The sequence below is a fragment of the Grimontia marina genome (assembly GCF_900060185.1).
GTDB lineage: Bacteria > Pseudomonadota > Gammaproteobacteria > Enterobacterales > Vibrionaceae > Enterovibrio > Enterovibrio marinus.
The window spans coordinates 109,268-126,065 of record NZ_FIZY01000005.1; the positions used below are offsets into that span (position 1 = coordinate 109,268).

Below are 16,798 nucleotides of genomic sequence, written 5' to 3' on the forward strand. Positions count from 1 at the left end.
GGCAGACATAGTTAATTGAATTGGACAGAAAATCAGCAACCGCGAAGGAGGGAACCATGGCAGTTGCGATGGAGGAATTGGTCGCCCAGACCATATTGCAAGGCTCTGATGCTATGTATGGCCGATTTTTAGATGTCACGGCCGGGGCACAGGAAAGGTTTGAGGCGCGCGACTGGAAAAGCGTGCAAAAAGCCCTGAAAACCCGCATTAACTTTTATGACCACCACGTGGGTCTTGTCAGCCAGCAACTCAAGACAATGCTAGGGCGCCAGCACGCCACCCGCTCCTTCCTGATGGCGGTAAAAGCGGAGTACAGTCGCCTATTGGACGATTACCCGCGTTATGACATCGCAGAAAGCTTCTTTAACTCTGTCTATTGTCGGATGTTCGATCACCGCAACATCCGCCGTGAGAAGTTGTTTGTAAACAGCTCTCAAGGTGGCCGCATTCCAAAGTACCCAACGCCACTACTCAAGCGTTACTCTTCCGACAGAAAGCTGATCCAAACCATAGAGCGTATTCTGGATGACACCCCTTTCACTATGCCGTGGGTCAACAAGGCAAGGGACATTCACCGTATTGTCGAAGCCATGCAACACAGGCTCGGGCCGCAATTAACTGAAGAAGTCACCATCGATATGGTGCGTGAGCCTTTTTACCGGAATAAAGCTGCCTACCTGATTGGACGTATTGATATGGCGAATCAGGTTCGTCCCTTGGTGCTGCCCATTCTGGTGAACTCCAAAGGCGAGTTGTATGTGGATGCCTGTATCACTGACTCTGACGAGCTCAGTGTGATCTTTGGCTTCGCCCGCTCTTATTTTATGGTGTTCGCCCCAGCTCCCGCAGCATTGGTCGATTTTCTTAACCTTCTGATGCCCCATAAAACGCCGGCACAGCTTTACACCGCTATAGGGTGTCAGAAACACGGTAAGACAGAGCTCTACAGGGAGTTCCTACATCATATCGAATCTTCAGACGATCAGTTCGTGATTGCACCGGGCATCAAAGGGATGGTCATGTCAGTGTTCACTCTGCCTTCTTATGGCTTTGTCTTTAAGATCATCAAAGACAGGTTCGCGCCGCAAAAAGACATTACCCACGCTGTCGTCAAAGAAAAGTATCGCTTGGTTAAAGAACACGACCGTGTTGGCCGCATGGCTGACACCTTGGACTACCGGAACTTCATTTTCCCCCGCGAACGCTTCAGCGAAGCGTTGATTGAAGAGTTACTTGAGGTTGCACCATCACTGATCAAACTGACCAAAAATGAAGTCCATATTCGTCACCTCTATATGGAACGTCGGATGATCCCGCTTAATATCTACCTTGAGCAGGCAGATGACGATGAGTTGAGAAATGCTGTTCAGGAATATGGCGACGCAATCAAACAGCTGGCTGCGGCCAATATTTTTGCCGGTGACATGCTGTTCAAGAACTTTGGTGTGTCGCGTCACAGCCGGGTGATCTTCTACGATTACGATGAGATTTCTTATCTGACCGAAGTGAATTTCCGCAAAATTCCGCCACCTCGCTTCCCTGAAGACGAAATGGCTGCCGAGCCTTGGTATAGCGTGGGAGAGTTTGATGTATTTCCGGAAGAATTCCGCACTTTCCTGCTCATTAATCCAAAGATCCGTGCTCTGTTCGACGAGCTTCATTCCGATCTCTTTGAAGCGGACTACTGGAAAGGGCTACAGGAGAACATTCAACAGGGACAATTTAACGACGTTTTCCCTTACAGCGACGATTGTCGCTTCACCAATCAGTAAAAATGAGACGCCGAGCAATCGGCGTCAATTTTCTACCGCCATTCAGGCACGCTACTTGCTTAAACATTAAACGCTTCATGTAAGCGACGGTATTTTGCCGAATTCAACAAATTACACCATAACCGTTTGAATATATTCGTCAGGTGAGAGAGAAGATGGAAAATCTTAAACTCTCTTTATCAAAAACAAAACAAGTGAACTAGACTAAAAACTTAGTCTAATAAGAACGAATCAGGGAAGGTGGCTTAATGAAAAAAAACCTACTCGCCGTCACCCTGCAATCAGTGGCTTTTTTTGCATTCGCGCAGGGTTCGTTACCGCTGTATGAATACTTCGATGAAAACCAGAAACCTTGGTTTTCGAGCTCCATTACATCTGGCAACCAAAGCTTTGATAGCTGGACTATTTCTTCGGGTTATCACTATCCCGTTCTGAAAAATGTGAACGTGTATCTGGGTACAGAAATGACGACAGAAACAGACCATACCGCCAGCAGCAAAGGTTTGCTCAGTGGGATTCAATATAACTTTAATGAGAAGTTAAGCATTGGTAGTACCGTTCAAGCAGAACGCGTGAACGAAGAAACCATCGGCGTGGTGGGAATGAATAGCCAACTCCGATTGACCGACAAGCTAAATTTGGAAGCGAAGTTCGATTACAACCTCAACCAAACACCCGCAGCCTCCGCTAATTACCAACTCGGCGTGGGTTATCGCTTCTAAAATCTGAAGTTCTGTCTAGAAAAATCGCCAATCGCGATTTCTTCATTTCATGCTTCACTCTTTGTTTATGATGGTTCCCCAAACTCAATCGGGTGTTGGCTAATCATTACGCCATTAAGATCCGCAAACAGGTAATTTCCTGGCGATACCGGAATTCCCTCTATGCGCAGTTGAACATTTTCATCACCCAGTCCACGCTTTTCCGTTTTGATGGGGCACACGCCCAAGGCTTTTACACCCAAGGCCATTTCACTTAATGCTCCCGCATCTCGCACCGCGCCACAGATAACAATACCTTCCCAACCATTTTCCACTGCGCGTTCGGCGAGCAAGTCGCCCAACAAGGCTTTGTTCAAATTACCATGTCCATCCACCACCAGCACGCGACCAGCGCCGGGTTTCCCCAGAATATCACGCACCTTGGAGTTATCTTCGTAGCAACGCAAGGTTTCCACCCGTCCGGAGAAGACCTTTTTCCCGCCAAAATCGCGCCACTGAACAGGTATCCACATCACCTCATCGCCATGTGCATCACTGATATCAGGCAGTAAATCTTCCATCTTTCCTCCTATCAAGTCTTGGTATCAAGCTAGCAAGATACTCCTGCTTCGCCTCATCCGGTTTCCATAAAGCTGGCATAGCTCACTCAAACTTTGGTGTTAGTGACAAAGCAAGAACAAGGAACGGTCAAATTCAGCAAGAGCCTCTACAGTGGTATAACTGTCAGATATGGAAGGAAAAAGTATGTGTGCAACCTTACTCATTTTTCTCTTTTACTGCCGTGACCTGCCAAGAGCTCTCAACAGGAGATAGTTGACCAGTATGCGACAAAATGGTCTGATAAAATCGTTTTTACACAATATTCACACCTGTGGTAATAGTACAAAAAAGTTGAATCGAGTTTGTAAAATTCAGCTGGTTTATTAGGCAGCAATTCCACTATTTGTGACCACACAAAGCGAGATTGACGTATATCAATAAAGATTGAAAAAAGTTGCGTTGATTTATTACAAAATATTGTTAGCACGCTGTTAAATGAATACAATCAGCGCTATCCAAAGGATTAGCTGGTCAAAATGAGTTGACCAGTAGTATGCAGTGCAGAAAATCGCACCTGCAACCAGCTTCTCTAGGGATGGCGTTTGTATCAGGAAGGTATGCTCAAAAAGCATTCAAATCAATTTGATATACTTTTCCTGTTTGTTAGTTTTCTTCGCAGGGTCATTAGACACTGTGGTTGATTGGGGATACGCCTTTTTAACGTCGTCCCCGGTACCAGATTCCTTAAAGAAATTAGGTAACGCCAATGCAAACCCCTCACATTCTGATTGTTGAAGACGAGCACGTAACTCGTAATACGCTGAAAAGCATCTTCGAAGCAGAAGGTTATACCGTTCTAGAAGCCAACGATGGCGAAGAAATGCATCAAGTGCTTTCTCACAATCAGGTTCACCTGGTTATTATGGACATCAACCTACCCGGTAAAAACGGTCTTCTGCTCGCTCGTGAACTGCGTGAGCAAGGTGACATGGCGCTGATGTTCCTGACCGGTCGTGACAACGAAGTTGACAAGATTCTGGGCTTGGAAATCGGTGCGGATGACTACATCACCAAACCATTTAACCCACGCGAACTGACTATCCGTGCACGTAACCTGCTGACCCGTGCGATGAGCCAAGGCGCCCTGCCAGAAGACAAGCGTTCTGTTGACCGTTATGTGTTCAATGGCTGGACGCTGGACATCAACAGCCGTTCACTGATCAGCCCAGACAGCGAGCAGTTCAAACTGCCACGCTCTGAGTTCCGTGCACTGCTGCACTTCTGTGAAAACCCGGGCAAAATCCAAACCCGTGCAGATCTTCTGAAGAAGATGACAGGCCGTGAGCTGAAGCCACACGACCGTACTGTTGACGTGACTATCCGTCGTATTCGTAAGCACTTCGAGTCTTTCGGTGATACGCCAGAAATCATCGCGACCATCCACGGTGAAGGCTACCGCTTTTGTGGTGAGCTGGAAGATATCTAATTTCTCCCCCAAAAGCACATAAGAAAGGCCTGCGATGCAGGCCTTTTTGTTATCTAAAAGTTTAGGGTTTGGTGGGTTTAGTGATCTCTAGCTAACCCTGGCTCATCAGGCTTTCTACAGTGAATATTTCTGGTTAGGCCTCTTTGGAGTATTCCTCAAGCCACTGCTTCAGCACTTCCAGATCCTGAACATAACCTTCTTTGATTTCATCAACCCAATCAGCAATGTTCTCCCACCAGGCTGGTAGTTCCGGTGATTGCGCTTTCTGCGCCACTTTCTGGATGTGTTTCAGGCCAATTGAACCTGCGGCACCTTTAATTTTGTGTGCTTCACTTGCAATACCGTCCTGATCTTTCGCCGTCATATTACTGTCGAGGATTTGAATGTATTCCGGCATTAGCTCTTCAAACATCTTGATACTCTGGAACACAGGTTCAGGGCCCACAATATCCACATACGAAGTCAGCATTTCCAGATCCAGAAGCTTCTCAAGCATCTCATTGCCTGGCTTCTTTCGCTTTTTCACTTCAGCAGCTTCAGCAGCCACTGGGCATTGCAGTGCCAGACGCTCAATGACTTCAGCAACTGCAGAAACACTGATCGGTTTGCTGATGGCATCATCCATGCCGTTTTTGATGTACTCTGTTTTGTCCTTAATAACATTCGCCGTCAGCGCCACCAGCGGTGGCAATTCCTCACCAATCCCTCTGAGTGTCTTAGCGATATCAAAGCCTGTCATGTCTGGTAGTTGAATATCGAGCAGTAAGAGGTCGTATTGCGACTGTGGGTACATTGTCAGCGCTTCCTGACCGGTTCGCGCCACGTCAACCGAATGGCCAAGGCTTTCTAACAAGTTAGTAGCCACCGTAATATTCAGTTCAATGTCTTCGACCAACAGAATATGCAGAGGACTTTGCTCCGCATTCACTTTCTCTTTGTTGGAAACCATTTCACAAACTGGCACTGCCAAGGTCACAGTGAAGTTACTGCCTTCGGCCACTTCGCTATCTACCGTAATATCACCGTTCATCAAACGGGCAAGCTTGCGGGAAACGGCCAGACCAATGCCTGTGCCTACAGCATGGAGGTTATCTTCACCTTGCTTCACCTGATAATACATGGCGAAGATCTTATCTTGCTCCTCCAGTGGAATACCGACACCACTGTCTTCCACATCAAACTGAAGGTGAGCCATGTCATCTTCAATGTCGCAACTGACCGTTACATTCACTGCCCCCTGCTTGGTAAATTTCACGGCATTACCGACCAAGTTCCAGAGGATCTGGCGAAGGCGCGTGGCGTCTACTTTGACCGCTGGCGGCAGATCAGTAAGTCTATCCAGCGAGAAACGCAGGCCGTTTTGCTGAGCCATCAAGGCACTGATGTTTTCAATTTCGGAAACAAAATCTGGGAAATCCAACGGTTGCGGCATCAACTCCAAACGGCTTCGATCTGACTTATCCATATCGATGATGTCGTTGAAGATATTACCCAGCGTAATTGCACTGACATGGATAGTACGCAGGTAACCCAACTGCTCTTCTGAGAGGCGGGTTTCAAGCAACATACGACTTAGGCCTACAATGCCGTTCAGTGGCGTACGCAGCTCATGGCTAATGGTGGAGATAAACGCAGTTTTATCGCGGCTCGCCTTTTCGAGCGCATCCTGATAACGCTTACGTTCAGTGATCTCACGACCAAAACCTACCAGACCAAGACGTCGTCCATCCCGGGAGTAAAACGGGAGCTTTCGCAGTTCAAAGTATGCTTTGCGCCCGTCCTTGTATTCCAGCCACTGCTCATAAGTCAGGGAAACATTGCTATCAAAGACCTGCTGGTCAGTTTCTACCACTTTGCTGGCAATATCTTCACGGTAAACATCCCAAGGTGTCAGACCCACCAGCTCTTTTTCTTTCTTACCGGTCAAATCTTCCATCGCACGGTTACAACCAGAGAATTGGCCTTTTTCATTACGGTAATAAATCAAGTCGGGTGAAGCATCAATAAACGAACGAAGCAACGCGGTCTGCTCCGCCAGTTCCACCTGCGCTTTTTCACGCTGATAGACTTCATTCTCCAAGTCCTGCATCGCCTCTTCACGCGCTTCTTCTGCGCGTTTACGCTCTTCAATCTCGAGGTTTAATTGGGTGATGTTCTCGGTCAGTTGGCGGTTGAGCTCCATATCACGGGCGCGCATTTCTTCAAGTTTCGAAACCAGTTTTGAAAGACGCTGTCGGGACTCTTCCAATTGATCCACCACGACAGAGAGAAAGTACACCGCCCAGGGGGTGATCAGTAGGCCGAAGAAAACAGAGCGAACAATATCGACATCGTGGACCGTACCATTCAACACAAGAGTGATGCCTACTTGAACAATTACCGCGAGGGCAACGAGAGCCAGCGCCAGTAACATGCTGAATCGAACCAAGCCAAGCTTGACTAAGAGATCCACGTAGTACTGAGCTAAGAGTTTAATTTGCTTCATTGAACGTCCAGATCAACATAAATAGGAAGTGCTGAGTCAGCATTGAATCAGCATGGGAAAATAATACCCTTGGGGACGGAGAAGCTAAAGAAAAAGGGAGCATTTTACCTGCACCCACAACCCTTCTAGTAGAAAGGATCAGGCATTAGATGAAAGCCGAACCTGTTTCAGCGATTGGCTTGTGGCCACCTGGTTTCTGCCAGCATGTTTGGCACTGTATAGCGCACGGTCAGCCAAAGACACCAAATCACCGTAGTCCTGGCCACTGACGGGATGTAATGTCGCAATACCCTGACTCAGGGTCAGCCTGTCGGCCACTTTGGAGAATTCATGGGGAAGAGCCGCTACCTTCAATTCTTCCGCTATATTTTGGGCGACAACAACAGCACCTTCCTCAGTGGTATTAGGCAAAAGAATTGCAAACTCTTCACCACCATAACGGGCCACGGCATCCAGAGGACGTCTGATAACTCGTTGGAACACATCCGCCACGCTGCGCAGCGCTTCATCCCCCTGCTGGTGACCATAGTTATCGTTATATGGTTTGAAGTAGTCAATATCACAGAAGATCAGAGAAAGAGGCTCTTGCTCACGGATGTGTGATTGCCACATTTTTACCAGTTGCTCATCAAAGCTGCGTCGGTTTGCCACCTTGGTGAGACCATCCACAAAGCTCAGTTCCTCAAGCTCCATGATGGCATCTGCAAGTTGCTGCTGAGTTGCCTTACGTTCGGTCACGTCGCGGGCAATCACCAGCACACCAATGGTGTCATCTGTCGGGTCTCGGAACTGGGTCTTGGTAAGCTCATACCAAACCATTGAACCATCACGCTTCATCACCAGATCTTCATATTTCACCGTGTCGCCACTTTCAAGCACAGGCACGTCAATCTTGCGGTGCTGTGCCAATACTTCCGGCTCCATCAAATCTTCCGCGTTCTCACCTTCAAGTTCATCATGCTGTGCGCCCATCGCTTCTGCGAAAGCCGCATTCCCACCAAGGAACTCGTAATCTTTATTGTAAATACCAATCGGGTCTACACTGGCTTTGAAAATAGAGGTCAGCAAATTACTATGCTTTTTCAATTGTTGTTCAACTTCCTGACGGGCCTCGATTTCTTGCTCCAGCGACTGTCGCATCATATACCAGTTGGTTACGTCATGGCTGATGCTCAAGGTTCCAAACGCATGGTTTTCGTCATCCAGCAATACGGTTTGGTTGGACTCAAGCAAGCAACTATCTCCATTGGGATTTGTCGTCCAGCTTTGCTGAGTTCGTCGACCCCGGGCATTTTCGTCAGCTGAGAAAATCAGGCCTTCCTGTTCGCGACCTTTCCAAAACCTGTCATACGCCAGATTAGAGCCAACAATACGGCCATCCTTGTCTTGGAAACAGATAAGTTCGGCGAGGGAGTTAATAACACTGCGGAAAATCTGACTATCATTATCAGCAAAAGGCTCACTATATACAGCATCAGATTTTGGCTCGAGAGACACGATCCATATGCGTTGTCCTCCACACCAAACGGGAAGCCCTGAGAAACGGGCATGACGAGGAGTACAGTGATCCGAGAGCGCTCTGAAATCAGAGGTCATTTCAACAAAAGGGTGCGGCCAACGGCGGGAAGCGAGAAGTGTATCAATGGTTTGTTGTTCCCGTTCACCCCGAATCTTATATTGATGTCTGCCCACTTCAACATCAAACAGGCGCACAAAACTGCGGTTCGCATACAAAATGCGCCCGTTTTTATGGTTGATTATCGCTTTGGGGGAGTGAAGATTGGCCAGATATAGCTGCCATGTTTTCATCGACATTACACGTCGATGGGACACCCAAACCATTCCAGTTAAAAAACCTACCAATAGCAACAACACAGCTAATGGTAACCAATCAATCATCCTTCCACCTTTTGCCCGTTATCCTTGAATAAGCATTTTTTGAATAAACATCACACCCAATCTTGCCATATGGCTATGAAATAAAACGAATATCTTCAATTTATTTTGCAAGGTATCTAATGTCGGTCACATTATTGTGGGAAATAGAAAGGCTTTCTCGTCAAGCTTCCCTGAACGCCTTTCACATTCAACGACCGGGCGATATCTGTCATTGCCAACCAGCGGTTTTCGCACCACTCAGGTGCCAATAATGTTGGCTTTCGTGCATTCGCTGAGACACGGTGATAAACCACATCTGCCGGGGTGCGCAAATCATCTCAGAGGCACTTTCTACATATTCATCAAGTGAAATAGCGTCTAGACGCGCTGCCCGCCAGGCTTTCGCCATTACAGAACCTTCAACGATGTGAAGAGGGTGTAATTTAATACCATCTGTACCTGTCTCAACCACCTGCTCGATAGTCTTGATATGGTCTGCTCTCGTATCACCCGGCAAACCAACGATCAGGTGGGTACAGACATTGAGGCCCAACGCCCTTGCTTTGCGTGTAATAACATCATAACAAGCAAAGTCATGACCACGGTTGATACGTTTCAACGTGTTGTCATTCGCCGTCTGTAACCCAAGCTCCAGCCAAATTTCAAAGCCCTCATCTTTATAGTGGGCGAGTAGATCCAGAACTTCATCTGAAACACAGTCAGGGCGCGTCCCTACACACAAGCCGACGATATCAGCGCTCTTCAATGCTTCTTCGTACATGGCTTTCAGCTTTTCCACCTCTGCATAGGTACTGGTATAAGCCTGAAAATAAGCCAGGTATCGCTTAGCACGGTTCACTTCTGTTGCTCGCTGAGACAGCTGTTTGGTGACAGACAATTGCTGGGCCGTTTCATCAGCAAACGAGGCAACATTACAGAAAGTACACCCGCCCCGCCCTAACGTGCCATCCCTGTTGGGACAGCTGAACCCACCATGCAGAGTGAGTTTGTGAACTTTTTCGCCATACCTGCGTTGTAAATCCTGACCAAAGGTATCCCCAGTTGATGAAGTTCCATTGTCGACCGCCTGAAATATTGGATGAAGGAAAAAAGCGCGCGATCCTAACATCCGACAAAAAGAGAAAACCTCGATCAAATCAATGTTGGATTAAGTTTTTATCAACAAACTGAAAGTTAATTACATTTCCTTTACATAGGGAAAAGTCACACCTTACGGCACTTTTCTTTATATTCACAAGATGATGCCAAATTCGAATTTTTATTCACTTGAAATAAAAATTAAGTCTAAAGTGGACATTTAGATAGCCATCGAAGCGCAACTTTTTATGGTAATTAATTTCCCGAAATTGTAGGATAGCTACAGCTGCGCCCAAATTGTGAGCAATAAAATTCGCCAAACTCAGCCTCGACTTAGAGCGTTATCTGGCAAATTAAAGAAAGCGCAGCATTTATGCATAGGATTGCAAAATAAGATGGTTACTGCTTTTTTACAGTAGCCGGGCTTGGTTACCGCGAATTTACACATTTTGTTGATTCAAACTTGGCGACCGCTCAGCTGTGCCCGCAACAGGTACAGCAAGGGAAGACAAATGCTCCCCCTGCATTTGTGTCAACTGGAAGGACGTAAACATGACTGATTCAGTGCTACGCACCGAGGGGCTTTATGTACCCGAAATGGAACACGACGCCTGTGGTATTGGCTTCGTTGCCCACCTGAAGAACAGAAAGTCTCATGCGATTGTTACTCAGGCACTTGATATGCTGGCGCGCATGGAACACCGTGGCGGCCAAGGCTGTGACCCGTGTAGTGGTGACGGCGCAGGTATACTTTTACAAAAACCTCATGAATTCTTACTCGAAGAAACCCGTAAGCTGGGCATTCAATTGCCATCAGCAGACAAATACGGTGTTGGTGTTATGCTGTTCCCGAAAGACGAGAACAAGCGTCAGCAATGCCGTGAAATCTTCGAGCGCAATGCTAAACGCCTTGACCTGGAGGTGATCGGTTATCGCATTCTGCCTACCGATAACTCAATGATCGGTGCAGACCCTCTGAGCACAGAGCCTCAATTTGAGCATGCTTTTGTGACAGGTGGTGTCGGTCTATCCCTTGATGAGCTTGAGCGTAAACTGTTTGTACTACGTAACTACACTGTTCGCGTTTGTCTGGAAAGCGTCTCAAACATTGGCGACGACTTCTATATCAACTCTTTTTCTGCCAAGACACTGGTTTATAAAGGCCAGTTGACCACAGAGCAGGTACCTCAGTACTTCCTCGACCTGCAGAACCCGTCAATGGTGACGGCGCTGGCGCTGGTTCACTCGCGCTTCTCGACTAACACCTTCCCGCGCTGGCGTTTGGCCCAGCCTTTCCGCTATATCGCACACAATGGTGAAATCAATACCGTGCGCGGTAACCTGAACTGGATGAAGGCGCGTGAAGCCTTGCTGGAATCAGACCTGTTCACTGACCAAGAGCTGAAAATGCTGCTACCGGTATGTCAGGAAGGTGCATCGGATTCTGCAAACTTCGATATGGCGCTGGAACTTCTGGTTCTGAGTGGTCGAAGTCTGCCACACGTGCTGATGATGATGGTGCCGGAAGCGTGGCAAGAGAACGCGAATCTGGATCCAAAGCTGCGTGCCTTCTACCAGTACCACGCAAACATCATGGAACCGTGGGATGGCCCAGCGTCTGTTTGTTTCACTGATGGCGTGAAAGTGGGTGCAACCCTCGACCGTAACGGTCTGCGTCCAAGCCGCTATACCGTGACCAAAGACGATTATCTCATCATGGCATCCGAGTCAGGTGTGGTAGAGATTGAGCCGGAAAACATTCATTTCCGTGGTCGTCTGCAACCAGGTCGTATTTTCGTTGCTGACCTTGAGCAAGGCCGCATCATTTCTGATGAAGAAGTGAAGAACGAAATCGCCTCAGCGCAGCCATATCAAGAGTGGGTTGAGAAGAACCTGCTGCACATTGATAAACTACCAGACGCTGATACCAAACATCATCAGCCGTCTCCAGAGCGTCTGCTGCATCATCAGCAAGCGTTTGGTGTGACGTCTGAAGAAGTTAACGAAATCATTTTGCCGATGGCAAAAGACGGCAAAGAAGCACTGGGTGCCATGGGTGCAGACTGGCCATTGGCAGTGTTGTCACACCAGTCACAGCACCTATCTAACTACTTCAAGCAGCTGTTTGCGCAGGTGACTAACCCGCCAATCGACCCGATCCGTGAGCGCATGGTGATGTCGCTAAAAACGTATCTGGGTAAAGATCAGAACCTGCTGACAGAGTCGCCTATTCACTGCCGCAAAGTTGAGCTGGAATCGCCAGTACTGAGCAATGCTGAATTGGAAAAACTGCGTGCGGTTGACAACGATCACCTGCAAGCAAAAACACTGGATATCGTATTCCGTGCCAGCGGTGAGCCAGGCAAACTTGAGCGTGCGTTGAAGCGCATCTGTCAATACGCGGAAGATGCCGTGGTTGATGGCTACTCCATCATCCTGCTGACTGACCGTGCAGTGAACTCTAACCACGCTGCTATCCCAGCGATGCTGGCTGTCGGTGCGGTTCACCACCACCTGATCCGCAAAGGTCTGCGTGCGAAAGCCGATATCGTGATTGAAACCGGTGACGCGCGTGAAACCCATCACTTCGCCACACTCGTTGGCTACGGTGCGAATGCTGTTAACCCGTACCTCGTCTACGAAACGCTGGTGGATTTGCAGCGTAAGAAGAAGCTGGACCCAGAAGCGGATGTGGATGTGCTGTTTGAACAGTACCGCAAAGCGATCAATGCTGGCCTTCTGAAAATCTTCTCGAAGATGGGCATCTCAACCCTACAGTCATACCACGGTGCGCAAATTTTCGAAGCACTGGGTATCAGCAAAGCAGTGGTCGACAAATACTTCACTGGCACCGTCTCCCGTATACAGGGTCTGTCGATTGACGATATTGCGAAAGAGGTTTTGATCCGTCATCGTCTTGGCTACCCAACGCGTGAAATCCCTGTTCAGATGTTGGACGTAGGTGGTGTTTATCAGTGGAAACAACGTGGTGAAAAGCACCTGTTCAACCCTGAAACTATCCACTTGCTGCAAAACTCCACCCGCAACAAGGATAAAAAGCAGTTTAAAGAATACTGCCATGCAGTAGACAGCCAAGGCGATGATGCTGCAACCCTGCGTAGCCAGTTTGATTTCGTGAAGAACCCTGCTGGCAGCATTCCTCTGGAAGAGGTTGAACCGGTTGAAAACATCCTGAAGCGTTTCGCGACAGGTGCAATGAGCTTTGGTTCTATCTCTCATGAGGCGCACTCTACGCTGGCGATTGCCATGAACCGTATCGGCGCTAAGTCTAACTCCGGTGAAGGCGGTGAAGACCCTGTCCGTTTTGACAAGAAAGAAAACGGTGATTGGGAACGTTCAGCTATCAAACAGGTGGCTTCTGGCCGCTTCGGTGTGACCTCTTACTACCTTGCCAATGCTGATGAAATTCAGATCAAGATGGCACAAGGCGCGAAGCCAGGTGAAGGTGGTCAGCTTCCAGGTCACAAAGTTGATGACTGGATTGGTCGCACCCGTCATTCCACTCCAGGGGTTGGTCTGATTTCGCCACCGCCACACCACGATATCTACTCTATCGAGGACTTGGCACAGCTGATTTATGACCTGAAGAATGCAAACCGCAAAGCACGTGTGAACGTCAAGCTGGTTTCTGAAGCGGGTGTCGGCACCATCGCTTCAGGCGTAGCAAAAGCAAAAGCAGACGTGGTTCTGATTGCTGGCTTCGACGGCGGTACCGGTGCATCACCACTGTCTTCAATCAAGCACGCTGGTCTGCCATGGGAACTGGGTCTGGCTGAAACGCACCAGACGCTGCTGAAAAACGGCCTGCGTAACCGCATCGTGGTTCAGTCTGACGGTCAGATGAAAACCCCTCGTGACCTCGCAGTAGCGACTCTTTTGGGTGCTGAGGAATGGGGTGTAGCAACAGCAGCGCTGGTTGTTGAAGGCTGTATCATGATGCGTAAGTGTCACCTCAACACCTGTCCTGTCGGTATCGCTACCCAGAACAAGACACTGCGTGAGCGCTTCGATGGCCGCGTAGAAGACATCGTCACCTTCTTCACCTACATGGCTGAAGGTCTGCGCGAAATCATGGCAGAGCTGGGTTACCGCTCTATCAACGAGATGGTTGGTCAGTCACAGCACCTGAAAGTTCGCTCTGATGTCGGTCACTGGAAATACCAGAATCTGGATCTCAACGTTGTTCTTTACAAAGAAGAGCCACGTGAAGGCGATGCAATGTATTGCCAGCGCGAGCAAAACCATGGTCTGGAAACCGTGCTTGACCGCCGCCTGATTGAAGCCGCATCCAGCGCGCTGAAAGAAGGTCGTAAAGTTGATGCCGAATTCGCGATTGTGAATACCGACCGCAGTGCCGGTACCATGCTGTCGAACGAAATTTCGAAAGTGTACAAAGATCAGGGACTGCCGGAAGCAATTAGCGTGAAGTTCAAAGGTTCTGCAGGTCAAAGCTTCGGTGCCTTCCTCGCGAAAGGCGTGAACTTCACCGTTGAAGGTGATGCGAACGACTACTGGGGTAAAGGCCTGTCTGGCGGTACTCTGGTGCTTTACCCAGACGTGAAGAGCGACATCATTGCCGAAGACAACATCGTTGTCGGTAACGTCTGTTTCTACGGTGCAACCTCGGGCGAATCTTTCATCCGCGGTGTAGCCGGTGAGCGTTTCTGTGTACGTAACTCAGGCGCGAAAGTGGTTGTCGAAGGTATCGGTGACCACGGCTGTGAATACATGACTGGCGGTATTGCCATTGTTCTCGGTCAAACTGGCCGTAACTTCGCTGCGGGTATGAGTGGTGGTGTAGCTTACGTTTGGGATCAGTTCAATGACTTCGAATCCAAACTCAACCCTGAGCTGGTGGATCTGGATCCGCTGGATGAAGAAGACATCGCACTGCTGAAAGAAATGATCAGCAAGCACCATGCGCTGACAGGCAGTACGGTTGCAGAAACATTCCTTGCGAATGTTGAAGAGAACCTTAAGTCTATCGTCAAAGTCATGCCACGCGACTACAAAGCTGTGTTGCAAAAACGCAAAGAAGAAGCCGCTAACAAGGAAGAAGTGGAGGCTGTAAATGGGTAAGCCAACCGGATTTCTAGAATTTGGCCGTGAACTACCGGCCAAAAAAGACCCTGCCGTTCGTATTCAGGACAACAAGGAGTTTGTACTGAACGACGAGTTTGGCGAGAAAATAAATGAACAATCTTCCCGCTGTATGGACTGTGGTGTGCCTTTCTGTCACAACGGTTGTCCAATCGGGAACATCATTCCTGAGTTTAACGATGCGGTTTACCGCGACAGCTGGGAAGAAGCTTGGCACATCCTGAGCTCGACAAATAACTTCCCAGAATTCACTGGCCGGGTTTGCCCGGCTCCATGTGAAAGTTCTTGTGTCCTGGGCATTAACCAGGACCCAATCACCATCTGTAACATTGAAAAGACCATCGTGGAAACGGCATACCGCGAAGGTTATGCCAAGCCGAAAACACCGACTGCCCGTACAGGCAAGAAAGTGGCGATCATTGGTTCTGGTCCTGCTGGTCTTGCAGCGGCTGAGCAGCTCAACAGCGCAGGTCACTCTGTGACTGTGTTTGAGCGTGATGAAAAAGTCGGTGGCCTGCTGCGTTTTGGTATCCCAGACTTCAAGCTGGGTATGGACGTGATTGACCGTAAGATCAACCTAATGGCTGAAGCGGGAATCGAGTTTAAAGTAAACGCACATGTTGGTGTTGATGTTAATGCTCAGCAAATCCGTCAGGACTACGACGTCGTGCTGCTAACGGGTGGCTCTACTGTGCCACGCAACCTGCCAATCCCGGGCCGCGAGCTCAAAGGTGTGCACTTTGCGATGGAGTTTCTGGGTCAGAACAACCGCCGCGCAAACGGTATGGATCTGAAAACTGAAGAAATCCACGCCAAAGGCAAACACGTTGTGGTTATCGGCGGTGGTGACACAGGCTCTGACTGTGTCGGTACATCAAACCGTCATGGCGCTGCGAGCATTACTCAGGTGGAAATCATGCCGATCCCGCCAGAGAAACGCCCCGCGAACATGCCTTGGCCTCAGTACCCAATGATCCTGCGCACCTCAACTTCTCATGAAGAAGGTTGTGAGCGTCACTGGAACATTCTGACCAAAGAGTTTATCAGCGACGAAAACGGCAACGTGAAAGCACTGCGCATGGCTGACATCGTATGGAAAGACGCAGCACCTGGTGAGCGTCCAACCTTCGAAGAAGTTGCAGGCTCTGAGCGTGAAATCCCTTGTGATCTGGCATTCCTGGCGATGGGCTTCTTGCACCCAGAACCACACGGTGTGCTGGCACAACTCGATGTGGCACTGGATGACCGCGGCAATGTTGCAACACAGGACTTCCAGACCAACCAGAAAGGTGTATTCGCTGCAGGCGATATGCGTACAGGCCAGTCATTGGTCGTACGTTGTATCAATGAAGGCCGTGAATGTGCCCGCTCTATCGATGCATATCTGATGGGCGGCACCAACCTCGAGGCCAAAGCGGACTCACTGATGCTCTCCGCATAAAAATAACGAATGTTATCTTCCAGTTTTGCCAGCCCTCTGCGGCTGGCTTTTTTCGTTTTGAGCCCACATAAAAGCTTCACCGACCAAAAATTGAAAGCTTTTCATAAATAAGCCCCCAGATAGACCAAGTTAATCTCTGCGACAGACTTAAAAAAACCGCCATAAAATGCTGCATGTAGGCAGTGCTTTCGACATATATAGCTGTTAATCGCCAAAGTTAATGTAATGTGACGAAATTTGACCTCTTCATCATTA

The 16,798-nt window shown here is 48.7% G+C and carries 8 protein-coding genes and 1 pseudogene; 5 read left to right on the plus strand and 4 right to left on the minus strand.

The window, feature by feature from the left end; all coding sequences use genetic code 11:
* The first annotated feature begins 56 nt into the window (after positions 1-56).
* Both aceK and GMA8713_RS04350 read left to right on the plus strand, forming a co-directional pair.
* Positions 57-1,772, plus strand: coding sequence for a bifunctional isocitrate dehydrogenase kinase/phosphatase (aceK, locus tag GMA8713_RS04345; RefSeq protein ID WP_062706093.1), 1,716 nt, complete (start codon positions 57-59; stop codon positions 1,770-1,772).
* Between the two features lie 248 nt (positions 1,773-2,020).
* Positions 2,021-2,494 (plus strand): hypothetical protein, encoded by a 474-nt coding sequence (locus GMA8713_RS04350; RefSeq protein ID WP_062706096.1) that lies wholly within the window; start codon positions 2,021-2,023, stop codon positions 2,492-2,494.
* Between the two features lie 65 nt (positions 2,495-2,559).
* Here the strand turns inward: GMA8713_RS04350 and GMA8713_RS04355 are convergent, their stop codons facing one another.
* The gene (locus tag GMA8713_RS04355) at positions 2,560-3,054 is read right to left on the minus strand and encodes a putative 4-hydroxy-4-methyl-2-oxoglutarate aldolase (RefSeq protein WP_062706099.1); all 495 of its coding nucleotides are present in this window, start codon (positions 3,052-3,054) and stop codon (positions 2,560-2,562) included.
* Positions 3,055-3,800: 746 nt separating this feature from the next.
* Between GMA8713_RS04355 and arcA the strand changes: the two genes are divergently transcribed.
* Entirely contained in the window at positions 3,801-4,520 is a 720-nt protein-coding gene (gene arcA, locus GMA8713_RS04360; RefSeq protein ID WP_062706102.1) for a two-component system response regulator ArcA, read from the plus strand.
* 133 nt (positions 4,521-4,653) lie between these two features.
* Here arcA and arcB read toward each other — a convergent pair whose 3' ends face one another.
* The 3 genes and pseudogenes from arcB to mnmL form a co-directional block, all read right to left on the minus strand.
* Complete coding sequence (gene arcB / locus GMA8713_RS04365) at positions 4,654-7,005, minus strand: aerobic respiration two-component sensor histidine kinase ArcB (RefSeq protein ID WP_062706105.1); 2,352 nt, start codon at positions 7,003-7,005, stop codon at positions 4,654-4,656.
* A gap of 138 nt (positions 7,006-7,143) precedes the next feature.
* Entirely contained in the window at positions 7,144-8,904 is a 1,761-nt protein-coding gene (locus GMA8713_RS04370; RefSeq protein WP_062706106.1) for a diguanylate cyclase domain-containing protein, read from the minus strand.
* Between the two features lie 131 nt (positions 8,905-9,035).
* Positions 9,036-9,960, minus strand: a pseudogene (mnmL, locus tag GMA8713_RS04375) (tRNA modification radical SAM protein MnmL/YtqA).
* Positions 9,961-10,533: 573 nt separating this feature from the next.
* On the opposite strand from mnmL, the gene gltB reads away from it, so the two are divergent.
* Complete coding sequence (gltB, locus tag GMA8713_RS04380) at positions 10,534-15,081, plus strand: glutamate synthase large subunit (RefSeq protein ID WP_062706109.1); 4,548 nt, start codon at positions 10,534-10,536, stop codon at positions 15,079-15,081.
* A complete protein-coding gene (locus GMA8713_RS04385) occupies positions 15,074-16,543 on the plus strand; it encodes a glutamate synthase subunit beta (protein WP_062706112.1) in 1,470 nt (489 codons plus the stop codon). The genes gltB and GMA8713_RS04385 overlap by 8 nt, the downstream gene beginning before the upstream one ends.
* The last annotated feature ends 255 nt before the right edge of the window (positions 16,544-16,798 follow it).

Bases quoted from the DNA above. Each gene is read 5' to 3' on its own strand.
- aceK (WP_062706093.1), top strand. From the start codon at position 57: ATGGCAGTTGCGATGGAGGAATTGGTCGCCCAGACCATATTGCAAGGC.
- GMA8713_RS04350 (WP_062706096.1), top strand. From the start codon at position 2,021: ATGAAAAAAAACCTACTCGCCGTCACCCTGCAATCAGTGGCTTTTTTT.
- GMA8713_RS04355 (WP_062706099.1), bottom strand. From the start codon at position 3,054: ATGGAAGATTTACTGCCTGATATCAGTGATGCACATGGCGATGAGGTG.
- arcA (WP_062706102.1), top strand. From the start codon at position 3,801: ATGCAAACCCCTCACATTCTGATTGTTGAAGACGAGCACGTAACTCGT.
- arcB (WP_062706105.1), bottom strand. From the start codon at position 7,005: ATGAAGCAAATTAAACTCTTAGCTCAGTACTACGTGGATCTCTTAGTC.
- GMA8713_RS04370 (WP_062706106.1), bottom strand. From the start codon at position 8,904: ATGATTGATTGGTTACCATTAGCTGTGTTGTTGCTATTGGTAGGTTTT.
- gltB (WP_062706109.1), top strand. From the start codon at position 10,534: ATGACTGATTCAGTGCTACGCACCGAGGGGCTTTATGTACCCGAAATG.
- GMA8713_RS04385 (WP_062706112.1), top strand. From the start codon at position 15,074: ATGGGTAAGCCAACCGGATTTCTAGAATTTGGCCGTGAACTACCGGCC.